The 20,319-nt window shown below is 64.0% G+C and carries 12 protein-coding genes; 9 read left to right on the top strand and 3 right to left on the bottom strand.

The genetic code is table 11. The annotated features are described in order from the left end of the window. The first annotated feature begins 141 nt into the window (after positions 1-141). The 9 genes from bcsB to ACOYR4_RS06615 all read left to right on the top strand — a co-directional run bounded on the left by bcsB (position 142) and on the right by ACOYR4_RS06615 (position 15,875). Complete coding sequence (bcsB, locus tag ACOYR4_RS06655) at positions 142-2,520, top strand: cellulose biosynthesis cyclic di-GMP-binding regulatory protein BcsB (RefSeq protein ID WP_422849027.1); 2,379 nt, start codon at positions 142-144, stop codon at positions 2,518-2,520. After that, positions 2,513-3,667: a cellulose synthase complex periplasmic endoglucanase BcsZ gene (gene bcsZ / locus ACOYR4_RS06650; RefSeq protein WP_422849026.1), complete on the top strand. Its 1,155-nt coding sequence runs from the start codon at positions 2,513-2,515 to the stop codon at positions 3,665-3,667. Before bcsB ends, bcsZ begins: the two co-directional genes overlap by 8 nt. Continuing rightward, positions 3,664-7,581, top strand: a complete 3,918-nt coding sequence (locus ACOYR4_RS06645) for a cellulose synthase subunit BcsC-related outer membrane protein (RefSeq protein ID WP_422849025.1) — start codon at positions 3,664-3,666, stop codon at positions 7,579-7,581. The genes bcsZ and ACOYR4_RS06645 overlap by 4 nt, the downstream gene beginning before the upstream one ends. Before the next feature lies 1 nt (position 7,582). Continuing rightward, positions 7,583-9,403, top strand: a complete 1,821-nt coding sequence (gene bcsE, locus ACOYR4_RS06640; protein WP_422849024.1) for a cellulose biosynthesis protein BcsE — start codon at positions 7,583-7,585, stop codon at positions 9,401-9,403. Then, a complete protein-coding gene (locus tag ACOYR4_RS06635) occupies positions 9,400-9,585 on the top strand; it encodes a hypothetical protein (RefSeq protein WP_343735213.1) in 186 nt (61 codons plus the stop codon). Before bcsE ends, ACOYR4_RS06635 begins: the two co-directional genes overlap by 4 nt. 13 nt (positions 9,586-9,598) lie before the next feature. Further along, positions 9,599-10,390, top strand: a complete 792-nt coding sequence (gene bcsQ / locus ACOYR4_RS06630) for a cellulose biosynthesis protein BcsQ (protein WP_422849023.1) — start codon at positions 9,599-9,601, stop codon at positions 10,388-10,390. 311 nt (positions 10,391-10,701) lie between these two features. Then, positions 10,702-12,897: a UDP-forming cellulose synthase catalytic subunit gene (gene bcsA, locus ACOYR4_RS06625; RefSeq protein WP_422849022.1), complete on the top strand. Its 2,196-nt coding sequence runs from the start codon at positions 10,702-10,704 to the stop codon at positions 12,895-12,897. Beyond that, entirely contained in the window at positions 12,894-14,471 is a 1,578-nt protein-coding gene (gene bcsG / locus ACOYR4_RS06620) for a cellulose biosynthesis protein BcsG (RefSeq protein WP_422849021.1), read from the top strand. The genes bcsA and bcsG overlap by 4 nt, the downstream gene beginning before the upstream one ends. 171 nt (positions 14,472-14,642) lie before the next feature. Next, positions 14,643-15,875 (top strand): multidrug effflux MFS transporter, encoded by a 1,233-nt coding sequence (locus ACOYR4_RS06615; RefSeq protein WP_422849020.1) that lies wholly within the window; start codon positions 14,643-14,645, stop codon positions 15,873-15,875. Between the two features lie 12 nt (positions 15,876-15,887). Here the strand turns inward: ACOYR4_RS06615 and ACOYR4_RS06610 are convergent, their stop codons facing one another. From ACOYR4_RS06610 to orn, 3 genes are all read right to left on the bottom strand, one after another. Next, positions 15,888-17,360 (bottom strand): sensor domain-containing diguanylate cyclase, encoded by a 1,473-nt coding sequence (locus ACOYR4_RS06610; protein ID WP_422849019.1) that lies wholly within the window; start codon positions 17,358-17,360, stop codon positions 15,888-15,890. A gap of 154 nt (positions 17,361-17,514) precedes the next feature. Then, a complete protein-coding gene (locus ACOYR4_RS06605; protein WP_422849018.1) occupies positions 17,515-19,335 on the bottom strand; it encodes a DEAD/DEAH box helicase in 1,821 nt (606 codons plus the stop codon). Positions 19,336-19,722: 387 nt separating this feature from the next. After that, a complete protein-coding gene (orn, locus tag ACOYR4_RS06600; protein WP_422849017.1) occupies positions 19,723-20,316 on the bottom strand; it encodes an oligoribonuclease in 594 nt (197 codons plus the stop codon). Positions 20,317-20,319: the final 3 nt, after the last annotated feature.

The raw sequence follows: 20,319 nt of genomic DNA, 5'->3' as shown, positions 1-20,319 counted from the left end.
TCGGCCCCGCAATTGCAAACAACTGTCTTGCGAAGCCGCCGCGCACTGCCTCCTCGATACACTTTGTCATACAAGTGACACCGCCCCGGCATGGGTCCAACGCACCCCATCCACCAGGTACGAGCCAGCAAAAAGAACACTGTGAAATCCACTTCCGCTACCCGCGCACTCCCCCTTTTGATTGCGCTGATCACTGCCGGGCTGATCTCCGCCCCCACCCCTGAAGCCAAGGCCCAGACCAGCAAGGCCCGCAACGCCGCGGCCAAGGAGAAGGCGATGGCCCGCCAGGAACGCGAGGCAGACCGCGCAGCGCAGGCTACTGACAACACGAGCGGGGCAAGTCCGTCCGCCCCCAACGCGGCGTTGCCTGCGCGGCAGTGGAAGGTCAGCCTCAAGGAGCTGGGCGTGGGGCGCCCCATCGCCTTGCGCGGCGTGGAGAGCGAAGCCAGCGTGGGGGTGGGTGTACGGCGCGACGAAATCGTCGAAGCTGCCAAGCTGCGCCTGACCTTCACGCTGTCACCCGCGCTGATTCCGTCGCTGTCGCATCTCAAGCTGATGCTCAACGACGAAACCTTGCAGACGGTGGTGCTGGACAAGGAGCGCCTGGGCACCCCACAAACGGTCGAGCTGAACATCGACCCCCGCTATTTCACGGACTACAACCGGTTCCGCTTCCAGTTCATCGGCCACTACACGATGGAATGTGAAACGCCCACCCATTCCAGCCTGTGGGCCACCATCAGCAACGATAGCCAGTTGGAGCTTTCTCTGCGGCAGATCCCTCTGCGCAACGACCTCGCGCTGCTGCCGGCACCGTTCTTCGACCCCCGGGACAACCGCCCCGTCAAGCTGCCGTTTGTGTTCGGTAGCCAGCCCAGCACCGGCACGCTCAAGGCGTCTGGCTCCATCGCCAGCTGGATCGGCATGCTCGCAGGCTACCGAGGCAACCAGTTCCCGGTGCTGGAAAACCAGCTCCCCCGCTCGCACGCCGTGGTGCTGGCCACCAACAGCCAACGTCCCGCCTTCCTGCAGGACATGGCACCCGTGACCGAACCCACGATCTCGGTGGTCAACCACCCCGAAGTACCAGGCGCCAAACTGCTGCTGGTGCTGGGCAAGGACGACGCCCAGCTGCAGATGGCGGCCGACGCCCTGGCCCTGGGGAAAGCGGTTTTGTCCGGGCAAACCATTGCCGTGAAATCGCTGGACTATCCCGCGTTGACCAAGCCCTATGACGCCCCCCGCTGGATCACCACCCAGCGGCCCGTGAAGCTGGCCGAGCTGGTGGGCAGTCCTTCGGATCTTCAACTGCGCGGCTCGGTGCTCAATGACACGGTGAACATCTACACCCGCATGGCCCCAGACCTGTTCACCTGGAACGCCAAGGGCGTGCCGCTGGACCTCGCCTACCGCTACACCCCCAGCAGCGTCTCGGACCATGGCAGCCTGAACATCTCCATCAACAACCAGTTCATCCAGTCCTATCCGCTGCAGTCGCGAGACGACCGCACCAGCGGCAAGAACACGGTGATGCTGCCCCTGTTCGACGATGGGAATGCCCAGAACCGTTCGGACCTCAAGATTCCGGCTTTCATGATCGGTGGCGACAACCAGTTGCAGTTCGCGTTCCAGATACCGCCCAACGACCTGGGCCGGTGCAAGTCCGCGCCGCCGACCGAACTGTTTGCGGCCATCGATCCACAGTCCACCATCGACCTCACGGGTTTTCGCCACTACCTGGCCATGCCCAATCTGGCGGCCTATGCCAACAGTGGCTTCCCATTCACCCGCGTGCCGGACCTGGCCCAGACCTCCATCATCCTGCCCAACCAGCCCAGCACCGCAGACATCGAGGTCTTCCTGACCTCCGTGGGCCGCATGAGTGCATCGACCGGCTATCCCGGTACCCGCTTTCAGCTGCTGCGCGCCGCAGATGCCAACAAGGCTGGCGACACAGACATCCTGATCGTGTCGCAGGCCGACGCCGATGGTTTGCTGGAGCAATGGAAGAACCATCTGCCGGCGCTGCTGGCCGCTGGCGCGCGGTCCGTCCAGCCCTTGGAGCGGGCCCTGGGATCGTTCATCGAACTGTTCAACCTGGAGTCCGAGCACCGCCTCTCCGCGTCCGGCGGGCAAGCCGTGTTGCAAGGCACAGGGCCGCTGGCCGCCGTCACCGGCTTTGAATCGCCTTTGCACAGCGGGCGCAGTGTGGTGGCACTTACCGCCACCGACAAGGAAGCCATGGGGCTGCTGAGCCAGAGCCTGAACGACGCGGGCAAGATCAAGAGCCTGCGCGGCGATCTGGGACTGATGCGCGGCGACGCCATCGAAAGCTTCCGCATCAAGCCGGTGTATTACGTGGGCGACCTGCCGTGGTGGCAACGCCTGTGGTTCCATCTGCACAGCCACCCCCTGCTGCTGGCGCTGGCGGGCATCGCGACCGGCCTTCTGCTGACCTTCATCGTTTATGGCGCCTTGCGCACCATGGCGCGCCGCAGACTGGCCTCCCAGCATGACTGATTCCCTCCGTCGGCGCACGGCCCTGCAGGCTGGCGGCGGTGCCGCGCTGCTGTCCTGGCTGCCAAGTCTCCGCGCGCAACCCCAATCCGCAGCAGAACGCTCCGGATGGCCCGCCTGGGAGGCCTTCAAGGCCCAGTTCATCAACGAAGGCGGCCGCGTCGTCTCAGACGATGCGGGGGGAGGGCAGACGTACTCCGAGGGCCAGGCTTATGCCTTGTTTTTTGCCCTGGTGGCCAACGACCGCGCCGCCTTCGACAAGCTGCTGCGCTGGACGGAAAACAACCTGTGCGACGGCGACATGACCGCCCGCCTCCCGGCCTGGCTGTGGGGCAAACGCCCCGATGGCTCTTGGGGGGTCATCGACAGCAACGCCGCTTCTGATGCCGACCTCTGGATTGCCTACGCACTGGGCGAAGCTGGCCGCCTGTGGAATGTGCGCAGCTACCGGGCACTCTCGGCCTTGCTGGCAGCCCGCATCCTGCGTGAAGAAACCGCGCAACTGCCCGGCCTGGGACTGACCCTTCTGCCAGCCCCCCAAGGCTTTACGCAGGGGAACGGGCGCTGGCGCCTGAACCCCAGCTACATGCCCATGCACCTGATGCACTGGCTGGCAGAAGTGGACCCGCAACCCGAATGGAAGCAACTGGTGGACAGTTCGCTCAAGGTCATCCAGGGCGCGTCGCCCAAGGGCTTCACGCCGGACTGGACCGTGTACGACGCCAAGCAGGGCTTTCTGGTGGACGAGAAGGGCAAGGAAAAAGGCCAGGGCAGCTACAACGCCATCCGCGTCTATCTGTGGGCGGGCACCTTGCACGCCAACTCCCCCGGGCGCAAGGCCCTGCTGGAGACCCTGCAGCCGATGGCCCGCTTTGTGCGGGAGCAGGGATACCCGCCGGAATCCATCGACATCCTGACGGCGCAGGCCTCGGGCCCCGCTCCGTCCGGGTTCTCGGCGGCAGTCCTGCCGTTTTTGCGCGCGGTGGGGGATGATCGCGCCCTGCAATCGCAGCGCATGCGCCTAGAGGCCCGCCCCTTGCGCCCCACGGCCTACTACGAGCAGGTCCTCGGCCTGTTTGGGCTGGGCGCGATGGAGGGGCACTATCGCTTCACCGCCAACGGCCAACTCACTGTGCGATGGAAACCGTGAAACGCCGTACACGCCGCTGGCTGCCCTCACTGACCCTGCTTGCCGCCGCCTGCCTGCCTGGGCAGCACGGCGTGCATGCCAGCACCCCACCCGCTATCGAAGCGGAGCTGCTCAGCGGCGCCCGCCTGTGGGCCAGCAAGAACCGGCCGGACATGGCCCGCCAGCTGGTGGACAAACTGCTGGCCATGGACCCGAACTCTCCTGAGGGGCTGGCAACGCTGGGCGACCTGGCTCTGCGCGAGAAGAAAACCGATGAGGCCCAACGCGCTCTGGCCACCTTGCGTGCCCGCCACCCCAGCCATGTGCTGACCCAGGAACTGGAAACTCTGGTGCGCGTGTATGGCCCCGACCGGGAAAAACTCGCCCAGATGCGCCTGATGGCACGCGCAGGCCGCAAGGCCGAGGCCGCCGACCTGGCGCGCGAGCTGTTCCCGCAAGGCCCGCCCACGCTCGGCGGACTGGCGCTGGAGTACCACCAAATCATGGGCTCCACCGCCAAGCAGAGCACCGAATCCCAGCGCCAGCTGGCCAAGCTGTACCAGCAGACCGGGGAGTCCCGCTACCGGCTGGCACAGCTGGAGCTGCGGATGTACCAGGGTGGCAACCCAACGGCCGTGGTGCAGGAGATCGAGGCCCTGGCAAAGCAGCCCGATACCAATGCCCAGCAGCTGCAAGACCTCTGGCGCCGCGCCCTGGACCGGCTGACCAACACACCCGCCAACCTGCCCCGCGTGCGCGCATTTCTGCAGCGCTATCCGGCTGACAGCGCCATGGTGGAGCGACTGGCCGCCATGCAACAGGCGGTCGAACGCGCAGAGCGCGCGGCCCGCGACCCGGCCAACATCGCCCGTCAGGCAGCGCGCACGGCACTGGACCAGGGCGATATGGAGCTGGCGGAAGAGCAGATCCAGGCGACGCTGGCCTTGCGCCCCCAGGACGGAGAGAGCCTGGGGAACTTGGGGTTGATCCGCCTGCGCCAGGGCCAGCATGCCCAGGCGCAGGACCTCTTCAGCCAGGCCTATGCGCTCACACGCCAGGGCCGCTGGAAGGACCTGCAGGCTACCGCCAGATTCTGGGGACTGCTGCGACAGGCCGACCGAGCTGTCGAGCAGAACGAACTCGTCACCGCTGCCAGCTTGGCCGAACGCGCACTGCAGATGCAGCCCCAAAGTGCTGACGCATTGACCACCCTGGCGAGCATTCGTGACCTGCAGGGTGACCATGCGCTGGCAGAGAATTTCTACCAACAGGCCCTCCAACAGGAGCCCAACAGCACCTCCGCCATCAAAGGCCTGGCAAGTCTCTATGCCCGCACCGGGCGGGTGACCAAAGCGCAGTCCCTGCTGGCAGAGGCCGCTGCACGTGACACCGCACTCGCCGAAAAACTCGCCAGTGCCCAGGCGGACGTGCTGGTGGCCCAGGCAGAGGACGACCTGCAGGCCCAGCGCCTGAGCCCCGCACTGCGTGCGCTGGAGTCTGCCGTGGTACTGACCCCTGACGATGCGTGGTTACGGCACCGCCTCGCACGTGTTTACTTGCGCCTGGGCCGCCCCCAGGAAGCGCTGCACGCCATGGATGAGGGCGTGGCACGTATTCAGTCCGGCACCATCGGTGCCGAGATGTTGTATGCCCGCGCCCTGATACGTTCGGCCTTGGACGATGACACCGCTGCCCTTGCAGACATGCAGCGGATACCCTCCACCGATCAAACGGACGCCATGCGCGCGCTGGTGCGGCGCTCCCAGGTTAAGTCGCTCGTCACGCAGGCCCTGAAACCCCTGCCGGCAGCTGAAGTCGAGGCACTGCTACAGCAAGCGGAACGGACAGCAGGCAATGAGGCAGACCTGCTCTACAGCGTTGCCAATGCCTGGTTTCGCCGTGCGCAGCCGGCGCGGGGCGTGGCAGTCTTTCATCGCCTGGCAGCGCGTGTTCCCACGCTGGCGCCAGACACGCAGCTGGACTACGCACAGCTGCTCAACCGGGCGGAGGACGATGCCGGCCTGGCCGAGCAATTGCCTCGTCTGCTGCAAGCCAAGGGCTGGAGCGCGGAGCAGGAAGACCGGCTGGTAGCGCTGTATGCAGCGCACCAGGAACGGCTCATCGAGAAGCAGCGGCAGGCCGGACGTGCCAACGAAGCCTCGCGCCTGGCACGCCAGGCGACGCCACTGCCGGACACACTCTCGACACCACGCCAACGCAGCCTGGCCCAGGCCCGGTTGCTCATGGCTGCGGCCGAATATGCCGATGCCGCCCAGTTGCTCAAGCCTTTGGCATCCGCACAACCGGATGATCTGTCTGTGCGCATGGCGCTGGCGGACACCCTGTCACGACTGCAGGACACCGGAGACCGGCGGGCTGCGGCCAATGAGGCCGACTGGTTGAAAGACCGCATCCCTCCGAGCGATGTGGGGCAGCAACTGGCACTGCTACGCATCTGGCAACGCATTGACCGCATGGACGAGGCACGGGCATTGGCGACCCGTTTGCTGGACGGTTTTCCTCAGGACAGTGACGTGCTGCTGCATGCAGCGCGCCTGGAGCGGGCCAACCGCAACTACGCACAGGCCATGGTGTTCTTCCGCAGTGCGCTCATGCTGGAGACGCACGGAAAGACCAACGCCCCTGATGCAACGGCCCCAGACAGCCAGGCCCAGGTGCCGGCTGATTCCGACCGACCACTGACTCTCCAGCAGAGTTACACACTGTCCGTACCCGCCGACCCTGCAGTCGTTGCCAAGATCCAGGGCGAGATCGACGCGATCGAGGCACGGCGCCAGCCGCGTATCGAAGTGGGACACCAGGCACTGAGCAAGCGCTCCACCGACGGCATCTCCAGCCTGCACGGCTGGGAGCGACCTGTGGTGGCGTGGATGCCGCGTGGCTACGACGGGCACTACTTCCTGCACGTGGATCGGGTGCAGTTGGATGCGGGCGATCTTCCCACTGACGGTCCGGACCTGCTCACCTACGGGCAGGTGGCTGCTCTACCGCCCGGGTCGCCCTTTGCCACCGAGCGACGCCAACGCGGCCAGGGCACCAACCTGGGGCTCGGCTACGTAGGCGACGACATCCAGTGGGACATCGGAACCACCGGGGTGGGTTTTCCGGTGACCAATGTCGTCGGGGGACTGTCCAAGACCGGCGATATCGGCCGCTACAGCTACAAGCTCGAAGCGTATCGGCGCCCCATCACCGGCAGCCTGCTGTCGTACGCAGGGGCACGCGACCCCATCACAGGCCAGGTATGGGGCGGCGTGGTGGCGACGGGCGCTGCAGGCCGCCTCTCCACCGACATGGGCCCCTACAGCACTTCGCTGAGCCTCAGCCTGGCCGCGCTCACCGGCAAGAACGTGGCGACCAACACCCGCATGCAACTGCGATGGGCCCTGGACCGCGACGTATGGCGTCATGCGGACGGGGTGGTCAACCTCGGGGTTGCCGTGTCGGCCTGGCGCTATGGCAAAGACCTGTCCGAGTACAGCTTCGGGCACGGGGGCTACTACAGCCCGCGCAACTACGTGTCCGTCACCCTGCCACTGGAGTGGAGCGGACGCCGTGGCCCACTCACGTGGCTCGCGCGCGGGTCTGTGTCCGTCTCGCGCAGTAGCAGTGGCGACAGCGACTATTTTCCGCAGAGCGCACTCCTGCAGTCTCTGGCGCGTGCCAGGCTGGCGGCCGACGGTGGCGTTCCGGTGTATGCGGGCAGTTCGGGCTCGGGTTTCGGTCGCTCATTCAGGGGCGCACTGGAGTACCAGGTCACCCCCCACCTCGCACTGGGTGCACAGTTGGAGCTGGATCGTTCGGCCTACTACGCGCCCACCAATTTCATGGTGTACGGCCGCTACCGCTTTGAGCCCGGGAACGCTCCGCTGGACAACCGCCCCCGTCCGGTGCAGACCTATTCCAGCTTCTGACATGTCCTCTGCCGCTTCATCCCCAAGCAAGAGCCCACCCGCCAGCGGTGTGCTGCGTTCGCTCGCCACACGCCTTTGGCCCTCCAAGGGGGCAGCCGGCAACGCGCTGCGACCGACTAACATCGGCATTGCAGGGCTGCCGGACGGCATCGGCCAACTGCCAGCCCATGTACCCGTATCCCTCATTGCCGCCGACAGCAGCAGCGCTGCGGCATGGTTCCCAGCACTCATTGAAGACGCCCTGGCAGCAGGCCCTTTGGGGCTGGTCGCATCCGGCACGCAGTGGCTGGACGAGTTGCTGAAGCGCCCTGCAGTACAAGCCGCCTACCAAGCGGGTCGGCTGAGGCTCTGGACACTTTCACCGGGATTGCACGCGCAAGTCCGGCGCAACGGCCTCAGTGCGTTGCTTCAGGAGCTTGAACGCACCGGCCTGCCACCACAGCACGCGCTATATCTGTACGACGCACAGCACCTGCTGTCTGGGCTCAACGTGGCGCAACTCGCCCGGGTCAGTGACCAGCTCAGCACACTGTGCCGCCAACGGCCTCGCCCGGTGGTGCTCGGATTCACCCCGCCACTGGACACCAGCGCCCTTTTACCAACGCTACGCAACCTGTGCCGGATGTCCATGCACATTGCCACGTTGCATGCCGACGCAGACCGCTGGCGCCTGAGCCTGGACCGCTGGAGTTCGGACACCGGGGCGCTCTTTCAGACCGGTTTTGGCCTGGTGCAGGACGCCAGCACCCACCGGCTGGCTGCCGACGGCACGCGCACCCAGGGCGCCACCCCCGAGCTGGTGAGTGCAGCCGACCAATGGAGTGTGCTGGCCACCCGGGCATCAGTGGAGGGGCAGCGCGGGATCCCCGGCCACTGGCGCATCTTCGACGGGCTGGAGGACATCGAAGTGGCTGCCGCCACCTGCGTGGCATCCACGGTGCTGATCGATGCGGGCTCTGCAAGCGATTTCGAGTCCCGCGCACGCCTGGTGCACCACTTGCGCCTCTCGCGCCCTCCCACGCTCAAGATCGTGGTGCGCGAGAACCTGGGCAAGTTGCGCACCCACAGCGAACAGGCACTGCTCCAACTGGGCGCCAGCGTGGTGGTCTACAGAGAGGTGGGGTTCTCGCGCCTGCTGCAACTGCTGCAGGACATCAATGCCCAGAGCCACACCCGCAAAGTGCACCCCGACTACGCGCAGGCGCTCGACAGCTTCATGCCGCCCCGCGAGCGGGGCTACCAGGCCCCGGCACGGTTCTGTACGCTGGTACGGGGGATGCTGGACCGCACCCATGACATCGGTCTGTCGCACAGCATGGTGCGGCTAAGCATGCTGGACCAGATGCCGCACATCGATGCCTTGCGTGCCTGCCACACCTCTCGCGATGGAGACCTGTTCACGGCCGACCACGAAGCAATCTACGTGTTCCTTTTTGCCTGCCGGGAGCCCGATGTGGAGCTGGCCCTGCAGCGTGTGTTTGCGCTCCCACTGACCCAGTTGTTCACCTCACAGGCCACAGATTGCTCCGCACCCGGCATACGCGCCATGACCGACCAATTGCAGGAGACCCTGCGCAAAGGGGTGCCTGACTACAGCGCCCTGTTGGCCGACGCCAGCGCTCCACCGGCGGCCGTCCTTGTGAACAGTTCCGCTACACCCAAGGCGCAGGCGCCGAAGGCAACGCCGGCATTGCCCCAGCACAACCCTATGGAAGACCCGCAACCCAGCGCCCAGCCGCGAGTTGCGGCGAGCCCGCAAGTGCGACCTCACCCCATCGGACGGCGCGCCGTGCCACGTGCACTCGGGATGGCTTCAGCATGAGCAATGCGTGGATGCTCGTTTACGTGCTGCTGGGCGCCTTGCTGGCCTGGCCCTGTTCCAGGCTGCTGCGCCGCATGCTGCAGGCGCGCCAGCCGCTGCGCTGTGTGCAGCCCTACCGCCCTGTCCTTCTGCCCAAAGAACCCCCTGTTCCTCCGCAAGACGGGGTGAACAAGGCCCCATGAACAAAGAGTTTGCATGCGCGTGATTGCTGTTGTTTCGCCCCTCGGCGGGTCCGGGCGTACCACCCTGGTTGCACACCTGGCATCACTAGGTGCCCGGCAAGGTCAGTCCATCTTGGCCATAGAGCTCTGCGCCCAGAATCTGCTGGGCATGCACCTGGGGATGCCACACCCCGCCAGCCAGGGGTGGGCAGCACTTGCGGCCACGGGCTCATGGTGGGCGGATGGCAGCTTTGACAACACCGACGGCGTCGGCGTTCTCCCCTTTGGCCCGGCGGCGCCGGACACCATCACCACACTCCACCAACTGCTGGCGGCCAACCCGCAGTGGCTGCAAGACCAGTTGGCACTGCTCGATATCCCGGAGGATTGCACGGTGCTGCTGGATACACCGCAATGGCCTTCGCCACTGGCCCAGGCAGCGCTGCGCTGCGCGGATGCAGTGTTGGTGGCCATGGAAGCGTCTGCACGCGGATGTGCCAGCATGGACACCGTACGCGCCATGCTGCAGGCATCGCCAGCAGCGCCCAAAGCGCAGGGCATCGCAGTCACACGTTTCGACCCGCGCCGCGCCTCACACCGGGAAGCACTCACCACTCTGCGCCAGCAGTGGGGAAGCCAGTTACTACCGTACACGGTGCACGAAGACGAGAACCTCTCGCGTGCGCTGGCGGCATCGCAGTCCGTGAACAGCATGGCCCCCCACGCACAGTCGGCACACGATCTACAGGGCATTTTCCATTGGTTGTCGGCAGTGTCCCCTGTGCAGGCTCCGTCTTTGCCCGCGGCAGAAGTGGCGGCACCATGACGGACCAGGCCCCGTCCAGCATCACGACGCCCACGCCGTCCGCTGAGCGAACGGGTGTACAAGCACCTGCCCAGCAAGTGCTGGGATGGCTCCGAGTCTGGTTGGAGATTGAGCCTGGTGCTCCCTGGTGGATGTGGCTGTGGCGCTTCTTTGTGCTGCCGCCCTCGCCGCAGCGTGCTTTACGCCCTTGGTTGCTGCGTCCAGTGCGGGGTCTATGGGTGGGCCTGGGCTGGGCGATGCGCTGGCTCTGGAGGGGTGTGGCATTCGCACTGAATCTGCTTTTCTGGCCAATCCGGCTTTTCCTGCAGGCCATGGATCGCCTGGCCACCCATGTCAACGTGGGCAAGGGCATGCAGCTGGCAGACCAGTGGCTCACACCAGCCCTGGAGATTCCGGGTCTGCGCTGGGTGATCCTGGCGATTGGAGCGATCACTGGTCTGGTCGTCATGACCACCCCATTCAACTGGTTTGGGCAACTGTTGTTCATGCTGCTCTGCTGGGGGCTTTCCCTGGTGCTTCGGCGCCTGCCAGGCCGCTATCCATCGCTGGCGCTTGCAGCCATCAGCCTGCTGGCCATGGGGCGCTACGCATGGTGGCGCCTGACTTCGTCAATTGAATTCGACTCGGTCATCGAGTCCTTCCTGGGCTATGGCCTGCTGGCGGCAGAGGCCTACACCTGGCTGGTGGTGGTACTGGGCTTCATACAAACGGCCTGGCCCCTGCACCGCCGTCCGGCGGAGCTGCAAGGTACGCCCGCGTCCTGGCCCACGGTGGATGTGTATATCCCCACCTACAACGAGCCGTTGAGCGTGGTGCGCACCACAGTGCTGGCGTCGATGGCACTGGACTGGCCCAAAGACAAGGTCAAGGTCTTCATCCTGGACGACGGACGGCGCGAGGAATTCCGTGCATTCGCCGAATCCATGGGCGTGGGCTATATCGTGCGGCCCGACAACAACCACGCTAAGGCTGGCAACCTGAACCACGCGCTCAAAAAGACCGATGGTGAGCTGGTTGCCATTTTCGACTGCGATCACATCCCCACACGCTCCTTCCTGACCACGGCCGTGGGCTGGTTCCAGCGCGACCCCAAGTGCGCGATGCTGCAGACACCGCACCACTTCTTCTCGCCCGACCCATTTGAGCGCAACCTAGGCACCTTCCGCCGCGTCCCCAACGAGGGTGCGCTGTTCTACGGGCTGATCCAGGATGGCAATGATTTCTGGAACGCCACCTTCTTCTGCGGCTCCTGCGCGGTGATACGGCGCGGCCCTTTGCTGGAAGTGGGCGGCATTGCCGTGGAAACCGTGACCGAGGATGCGCACACCGCCCTCAAGCTGCACCGGCGCGGTTACACGACGGCCTACATCAACGAGACGCAGGCTGCCGGTCTGGCCACGGAAAGCCTGTCGGCACACGTGGGCCAACGCATCCGCTGGGCGCGCGGCATGGCGCAGATCTTTCGCGTGGACAACCCCTTTCTGGGCAAGGGGCTCACTCTGTGGCAGCGCATCTGCTACGCCAATGCCATGGTGCACTTCTTCTTCGGGCTGCCGCGGCTGGTGTTCCTCACTGCGCCCATGGCCTTCCTGTTTTTTGAATGGCACATCATCAATGCGGGCGCCATCATGATTGCGCTGTACGTGCTGCCGTACATCCTGCAGTCCAACATTGCCAATGCGCACGTGCAAGGCGAGCACCGGCACACCTTCTGGGCGGAGGTCTACGAGACGGTATTGGCCTGGTATGTGGCGCTACCCACCACGGTGGCGTTGATCAACCCGCGCTTGGGCAAGTTCAATGTGACCGCCAAGGGCGGTCTGGTGGATGAGCCGTATTTCGACTGGGTGATCTCCCGCCCCTACACCATCCTGGTTCTGCTTAACTTTGCGGCCTTTGGCATGGGCCTGTTGCGCCTGTTCTTCTGGAACACCGAGGAAACCGCCACCGTGCTCCTCAACCTGTTGTGGACGGTCTACAGCATCCTCATGCTCGGTGCTGCATTGGGTGTGGCGTCCGAGGCCCGCCAGGTGCGGCGCATGCACCGCGTGGCCACGCAATTGCCCGCGACCTTGTACCTGGACGATGGGACAGTGCTACGGTCCGTTTGTATCGACTTTTCCATGACCGGCGTGGGCCTGCAGTTGCCTGAAGGCATACCGCTGGCCATAGGAGACAAGGTGCAGGTAGGACTGTGGCGCAACGATTTGGAATGCGTGTTTCCAGCCACGGTGATGCTGCACAGGGGCCAGAGCGCCACCGGTTTTCAGTTTGATCCCATGACACGCGAACAACAAATCGACCTGGTGCAGTGCACCTTTGCCCGCCCCGACACCTGGACGCAATGGAACGACAGCCACGATACCGACCGGCCTTTGCATGGCCTGCAGGAAATCGCGCAGCTGGGTGTTCTGGGCTACCGCAAGTTCTGGGCTTCGCTGGTCGAATCAGCACGCAGCCGATGGCCCCTTCGCACGCAGCGCGGGCAAGAAAGGCTGTCGGCATGAGCTTCTGGCACCTGATTTTCCTTGCCAAGGTAGGCCTGTACTTCGGTGGTTACATCGGCCTGAACTGGTGGCTGAACCTGCTGCTGTGGGCGTCCATGCTGCCCCCTATTGCGCACAACGGGTGGCGACGTGCACGCACGGCCATCGCCATACCGGCAGCCATCGCACTGCTGTATGCCGACTCCTACCTCCCCAGCCCGGCGCGCGTGCTGTCACAGCTCAAAGCGCTGAGCGGTTTCAGCGCAGACTACTGGCTGGAACTCGCCCAGCGGGTTTTCAACCCTGAAATGTTGCTGGTGGGATTGGCCGGTATCGTGCTTTATTCGGCACTGGCCCGGCGGGTGCGTGCAGGAACCTTTGCATTGCTGGCGTTGTTGAGCGTTCCGGTGGTCGCGGCCTTGCAGGAGCAGTCAGCCACGTCCCAGGCCACCATGGCCGCAGCCAATGGATCGAACTCGGCTGCTGCGCCCAACGACAGTCAGGACACGTCGCCAGACACTCTGCTGCAACGCTTTTACGCCAGCGAAAGCCAAAGGCGCGTCCAGTTCACCGCGCCCAATGCGCCCCCGGCATTCGACATCATCCTGCTGCATGTGTGCTCCTTGTCGTGGGATGACATGGACTTTGTAGGACAGCGCGACAACCCGTTCCTCAAGCGCTTTGATGTGCTGTTCACGAACTTCAACAGTGCCGCCAGCTACAGCGGGCCGGCCTCGCTGCGGGTATTGCACGGCACCTGCGGACAAACACCGCACAACAAGCTGTACGAGGGCATCGATCCGCAATGTTATGTGTTCCCCAACCTGGAGAAAGTGGGCTACCAAACCGCCGCGCTGCTCAACCACGACGGGGTGTATGAAGAGTTTGCGCATGCACTGGAGCAACGCGGAGGCCTTGCAGGCAAACTGCAATCCAACCAGGGGGCACCCGTGCACATGCAGAATTTTGATGGCTCGCCTATCTACAACGACCACGCCCTGTTGGCGCAGTGGTGGAAAAAGCGCAGCACTGACCGCAGTACCGGACCGGTAGCGCTGTACTACAACACCATCTCCTTGCACGATGGCAATCGCGTACCGGGCATGGCGTCACGCAACAGCCTGGAGACGTTCAAGCCCCGCCTGGTGCAACTGCTCGCCGACTTCGACAAGTTCATCTCTGAGCTGGAGGCATCTGGACGCCCCGTGGTCGTGATGTTGGTCCCCGAGCATGGGGCGTCGCTGCGCGGAGACAAGATCCAGATGTCGGGCATGCGGGAGATCCCCGGCCCCCGTATCACTCTCGTCCCCGCTGCGGTGAAGCTGGTGGGCATTAAGGCGTCAGAGGCATCCCCTCCTCCCGGTCCCCTGGTCGTGAACCAGCCGATGAGCTACCTGGGCTTGTACACCTTGCTGGGCGATCTGATTCGCGACAACCCTTACGCCAACTCCGCACGCCCTCTGGCAGAGCGGCTCGCGACACCGGTCACTACCCCCTTTGTGTCAGAGAACGCGGATGTGATCGTGATGCGCAACATGGAAGGCAAGTACCTGATGCGCTCGGGGAACGGCGAATGGGTTCCCTACAACTACTGAAGGCGTTGGCTTGAAGCCGAAGGGGGCGTGACCAGGGGGTTGCGCGACGGTGCCCTCTTTCACAGACGCCCAAGTGCGTCCCGCATAATCCATCCGCCCTCCGCGCCATCCCACAATGGCACGGCGGTGTGATGTCCTTCCGCGCGTCTGCAACTCCATCGGTCTCCATCCATGAATCCTCAAGCCCATCTGCTCTGGAAAGCACCCCGCTGGGCGCTCGCGATCCTGCTGGCTGTGCTGGGCATGCTCGGGCCTTTCTCCATCGACACCTACATCCCCGCGTTCTCAGGCATCGCCGCGGCGCTGGGAGCCACACCGGTGGAGATGCAGCAGACGCTGTCGGCCTACCTTTTCGGCTTTGCATTCATGAGCCTGTTCCATGGCGCGCTGGCGGACAGCTTCGGGCGCAGGCCCGTGATCTTGTGGGGTATTGCCGTGTTCACGCTCGCCTCCGCCGGATGCGCCCTGTCACAAACAATTGGGCAGTTGGTCTTTTTCCGCGCGCTGCAAGGTTTGTCCACTGGGGCAGGCATCGTGGTCTCGCGCGCGGTGATCCGCGACATGTTTCCCCCGGCACAGGCCCAGAAGGTCATGAGCCAAGTGACCATCTACTTTGGGGTGGCTCCGGCGATTGCACCCATTATTGGTGGCTGGCTGTTTGTCCACGCGGGTTGGCACAGCATTTTCTGGTTCCTGACCCTGGTAGGCGTTGCCCTCTGGACCGCCAACTTCCGGCTGCTGCCCGAGACCCTGCATGTGGAGCAGCGCCAGCCCTTTCATGTGCGCCACCTGATGCGGGGCTACATGCAGCTGGGCACCAGTGCACGCTTTGTGCTGCTGGCACTGGCCAGCGGCGTTCCCTTCAATGGCATGTTCCTGTACGTGCTGTCGGCCCCCGCGTTTCTGGGGGAGCACCTATCGCTGGCACCGACACAGTTTTTCTGGTTTTTTGTGCTCACCATTTCAGGGATCATGGGCGGTGCATGGCTCAGCGGAAGGCTGGCGGGACGCATTCCGCCCAAGCGCCAGATCCGCCACGGGTTCGTCATCATGTTTTCGGTGGCCGTGTTGAACCTGGGCGCCAACCTCCTGTTCACCGCCCACGCCTGGTGGGCCCTTGCGCCCATTGCGATCTTTTCTTTTGGCTGGGCGCTGATGGTGCCCGTGGTGACGCTGCTGGTACTGGACCTCTACCCCGAGCGGCGAGGCATGGCCTCGTCCATGCAGGCGTTTGTCGGTTCGACGGCCAATGGGCTGGTGGCGGGCCTCATTGCGCCGCTGGTGATGCATTCCACGGTTTTGCTGGCACTGTCATCGCTGCTGATGTTGTGCATTGGCATGCTGTCGTGGATCTTTCTGCACCATCGCTGGCCCGAGATCGGCCGCACCCCGGTCCACCTCTGATCCAGCTGCGGATCAAGGACTGCTGGACTGCCGCCGGTCCACGTTCTTTTGCTGGTAGTAGCGGTTCTTTTCCGCGTACATCGCTTGGTCTGCACGGTGGATTGCAGCCTCCACCGCATCGCCCGACTGGCAGCAGGCGATTCCCATGGCCAGGCTGAGGTGCTGGCCCGGGTAGAACTGGTTGTTGAGTTCGAGCATCGACAAGATGCGTTCCTGCAGGGCCATGGCTCCGCGTTCATCCGTACCGGGCAACAACACCGTGAACTCATCGCCGCCAATGCGCGCTGCACAGGCCGGTGCATCCACAGCCTTGGCCAAGACCTCGCCAACGCGGCGCAGCATGGAGTCTCCCGCCGCATGGCCCTGCTCGTCGTTCACCACCTTGAGCCCATTGAGGTCGATGGCGATGATGGACAAAGGCCAAGGGCCCTTGCGGGTCAGGCGGTTGAGTTCCTCGGCGTAAAACGCCCGGTTGCGCAACTGCGTGAGCACATCGTGCTTGCCCAGGTACTCCAGATAGGCCTCGGCCTTCTTGCGCGCCGTGATGTCCACCAGCGACAGGAGCACCAGCCCCCAGTCGCTCATGTGATCGGCCAGCACCGAGAATTGCATGTGGATATGCACCGCATCGCCAGACAGTGCGTAATTGACCACTTCGCGCTGCTGGAAGGTCTTGCCCTCCCACAGGTCCAGCAACTGCTCCGCAAAGGACTCGTGCATCTCCCCGCGAAACACCCGGCCAATGTTGTTCAGCAGCATCTCCTTGCTCTCTGCGCCAAACATGCGCAGGGTCTGCTGGTTCACGTCAATCACCCGGATTTCGTGCATGCAGCGTGTCACGAACTCGGGATGCACCCGAATGAATGTCTTGAAATCGTCGATGCCCTGCGCACGCACACCATCGAGCAGGCTCTTGACCGCGCTGAAGTCCTCCACCCACAAGGACACGGGCGAATGTTCGAACAGGTCGCGAGCGTACCGCTCGCTACGGCGCAGCTCCGCCCCTGCGCGCACGGTGGCCGTCACATCCTCCAGCGACACCAACACACGGCTCCAGTTGTCCTCATAGCCGGGCAAGATGCGCGCACGGATCTGCACATCCAGCCGTCGACCGTCGAGCGCGTAGTTCACGGTCTGGTTGGAAAACTCCAGCTGCCCATCCCACAACTGCGACAGCTCATGCGCCACCGCGTCGTGCATGTCGTCCCGAAACACCTTGTCCAGGTTGGCTTCTAGGATCTGCTGGCTCTCGGCGGCAAACAGATCCAGCGTGCGCTGATTCACCTTGAGCACTTTGAGTGCGGCACTGCAGGCCCTCAGGCGGGCCGGGTCCTGGGCCAGGAACTGGCGGATGTCGGTCACGCCTTCGGCACGCCACTGATCAAAAAGCTGCTTGAGCGCGCTGTAGTCCTCCAGCCATAGTGACACCGGCGCCAGCCCGAACATGTGCTCAAAGTCCGCACCCGAAGATAAAGAAGACGACACAGCAGATTCCTCCGGAGGCCATTATTGACGAGCCGCCCGCCGCCTCTGCGACACACCGGGCCGCCACCATGAAAAAAGGCCGGCACCTTGCGGTACCAGCCTCTGCAACAGGAGCGGCACTAGCTAGCTAACTAGCGCCATTAACCCTCAACGCTCAGCGAGCCGGGCGAGCGGGACGCTTGCGAGCGTCATGGGCTACAAAAGGCTTGCCGCCACCACCCGCAGGCTTGGCAAACGCGGGCTTGCGGGGTGGGAAATCACCGCGCGGTGCGCCCGCGTCGCCACGGGGAGCAAAGCCACCACGGCCTGTATCGCCAAAACCAGGCTTGCGGCCATAACCCTCGCTGTCACGGCGTGGAGCAAAACCACGATCACCGCCGCGATCGTCACGGCCGGCAAAACCGCTGCCAAAGCCACCACCGAAACCACCACGGTCGTTGCCACCGCGTGCTGGACCACCGAAACGGCCACGCGATGGGTTGTCGCGGTTGTCATACGAGCGGCCACGGCCACCACCAAAGTCCCCACCGCGAGGCGCCTGCGGGGCGCGCTGCGAAGGCTCCATGCCCGGAATCACTTCGGCCTTGAACTGCTGGCGGCTGTACGACTCAATGTCGTAGATCTTGCGGCGATCGCGGAACTCGGCAAACGTGACGGCCAGGCCATCGCGGCCCGCACGGCCGGTGCGGCCGATGCGGTGGGTGTAATCCTCAGCCTTCATAGGCAGGCCGAAGTTGAACACGTGGGTAATGGTGGGCACGTCGATGCCACGGGCAGCCACATCGGTCGCCACCAGGATCTGCACCTGACCAGCGCGCAGCGCCATCAGGCGACGATTGCGCAGACCCTGGCTCAGGGCGCCATGCAGCGCCACGGCGGAGAAACCGTCTTGCTGCAGGTCGTTGGCCAGACCATCGCACTCCACCTGGGTGCTGGCAAAGACGATGGCCTGGTTGATCGTGGTATCACGCAACCAGTGGTCGAGCATCTTGCGCTTGTGCTGGGCATTGTCAGCCCAGTACAGCACTTGCTTGATGTTGGCGTGCTTCTCTTGCGGCGAATCGATGGTCACCTTTTGTACCGACGAACCACCGTCGTGCATCACGCGCATGGCCAGTTGCTGAATGCGCGGGGCAAAAGTCGCGCTGAACATCATGGTCTGCTTGCGCTGGCTGGTCAGCTGGTTCAGCTCTGCCAGGTCGTCCGAGAAGCCCAGATCGAGCATGCGGTCGGCTTCGTCCACCACCAGGAACTGCACCTTGTCGAGCTTGATCTGCATCGAGCGCTGCAGGTCCAGCAGGCGGCCAGGGGTTGCCACCACGAGGTTGGCGTTCTGCAACTTGGCAATCTGCAGTTGGTAAGGCATGCCACCCACCACGTTGGCCACGCGCAGACCGCGGCAATGCTTGACCAGGTCGATCGCGTCGTGCGCAACTTGCTGCGCCAGTTCACGCGTGGGGCACAGAATCAGCGCGCCAGGGGTCGCTGCCTTGAAGTTGCGCGAGCTGGTGGGGTCCTTGCGCTTGGCGCGCTTGGGGGCAGGTTCTCCACGGGCGGCAGCCTCTGCAACAGCGCGATCGAAAGCAGCGCGTTCTTCGGCTTCGGCGGCGGCCTGCTGCTTGATCAGGGTGTGCAGCACGGGCAACAGGAAGGCAGCTGTCTTGCCCGAGCCGGTCTGGCTGGAAACCATCAGGTCGATGAACTTAGTGGAGTCGTTGCCGCTACCCATGGCCAGGGGAATGGCCTTGAGCTGAACGCCCGTGGGCTGCGTGTAGCCCAGGTCGGCCACCGCCTGAACGAGTTCAGGCGCCAGGCCCAGCTCCACAAAACCGTTGGGTTCGGCGGTCACAGCGGCATCGGCCTCAATGGCAGATGCCATCACGGCGTCTAGAGGGGAAGACTGCACGGAAACGTCGGCAGCAAAGGAAGTATCGGCAGGCGCGAATTCGCCCTGCACCAAAGAGGTGTCGGTCATGATTTTTCTCTCACGAAGACGATCGCAGGCGGCGCCTGCGAGGGGCTTCGTCAATGGTTAAAAAACATCAACCATCAAACGAAACCTGCGTTGGCTCTCTCGGTAGAGGCCAGTGCGGGTGGGCGTTGTTCGCTAGTCCTGCACTGTCTGAGACAGTCGGCTGGCAAGCCCGGTGTGTGAGGGGAGATGCACAAACTGCGAGGATTTCCTGCGCAGCCTTGGATTATCGCACGGTTAAGGGTTTCCCCGCAACCCCATCCCCTGTGGTTCAAATGAGGAGTCTTCCGAATACGAAGAATTCGATCCTGCTCCAAGCGAAGCAAGCACGTTGAGATCGGCGCTTCGAGGGATTCTTGCGCCTCCTCGCATCGGAAGAGGGTTGGCAACTCAAGGCGCTTTTACCTCCACCGCCAACAGGTGCTGGCGGTAATGTGCAAGTTCGTCAATGGACTCATGGACATCTGCCAGGGCCGTGTGTTTTTGCGCCTTCTTGAAGCTGGTGTAGGCCTCGGGCTTCCAGCGCTTGGCCAGTTCCTTGAGCGTGCTCACATCCACGTTGCGGTAGTGAAAAAACTTTTCGAGCTTGGGCATGTAGCGCACCAGGAAACGCCGGTCCTGGCCAATGCTGTTGCCGCACATGGGCGCAGTGCCCTTGGGCACGTACTGGGCCAGGAAGGCGAGGATCTTCTGCTCCGCTTCCTCCTCCGTCACCGTGGACGCCTTCACCTTGTCGATCAGGCCACTGCGGCCGTGCGTTCCCTTGTTCCAGGCATCCATCTTGTTCAGCAATTCGTCCGACTGGTGAATGGCAAACACGGGACCTTCAACGCGGGGTTCCAGGCTCGGGCCGGTCACGACCACAGCAATCTCCAGCAGGCGGTCGGTGTCGGGCTCCAGGCCGGTCATTTCACAGTCCAGCCAGACCAGGTTCTGGTCGGATTTGGCAAGCGTGGCAGGGGTGGGTTTGTTGGCTTCTGACATGGC

Origin of the sequence: Acidovorax sp. M14 (genome assembly GCF_049331375.1) — a bacterium.
In the GTDB taxonomy this organism is placed as follows: Bacteria; Pseudomonadota; Gammaproteobacteria; order Burkholderiales; family Burkholderiaceae_C; genus Acidovorax.
The sequence above is the reverse complement of the archived record's forward strand: the minus strand, read 5'-3'. Positions and strand labels throughout refer to the sequence as shown.

What these genes read in the sequence shown, in the direction of transcription:
- bcsZ (WP_422849026.1), top strand. Translation starts at nt 2,513, where the DNA reads ATGACTGATTCCCTCCGTCGGCGCACGGCCCTGCAGGCTGGCGGCGGT.
- bcsE (WP_422849024.1), top strand. Translation starts at nt 7,583, where the DNA reads ATGTCCTCTGCCGCTTCATCCCCAAGCAAGAGCCCACCCGCCAGCGGT.
- ACOYR4_RS06635 (WP_343735213.1), top strand. Translation starts at nt 9,400, where the DNA reads ATGAGCAATGCGTGGATGCTCGTTTACGTGCTGCTGGGCGCCTTGCTG.
- bcsQ (WP_422849023.1), top strand. Translation starts at nt 9,599, where the DNA reads ATGCGCGTGATTGCTGTTGTTTCGCCCCTCGGCGGGTCCGGGCGTACC.
- bcsA (WP_422849022.1), top strand. Translation starts at nt 10,702, where the DNA reads ATGGATCGCCTGGCCACCCATGTCAACGTGGGCAAGGGCATGCAGCTG.
- bcsG (WP_422849021.1), top strand. Translation starts at nt 12,894, where the DNA reads ATGAGCTTCTGGCACCTGATTTTCCTTGCCAAGGTAGGCCTGTACTTC.
- ACOYR4_RS06615 (WP_422849020.1), top strand. Translation starts at nt 14,643, where the DNA reads ATGAATCCTCAAGCCCATCTGCTCTGGAAAGCACCCCGCTGGGCGCTC.
- ACOYR4_RS06605 (WP_422849018.1), bottom strand. Translation starts at nt 19,335, where the DNA reads ATGACCGACACCTCTTTGGTGCAGGGCGAATTCGCGCCTGCCGATACT.
- orn (WP_422849017.1), bottom strand. Translation starts at nt 20,316, where the DNA reads ATGTCAGAAGCCAACAAACCCACCCCTGCCACGCTTGCCAAATCCGAC.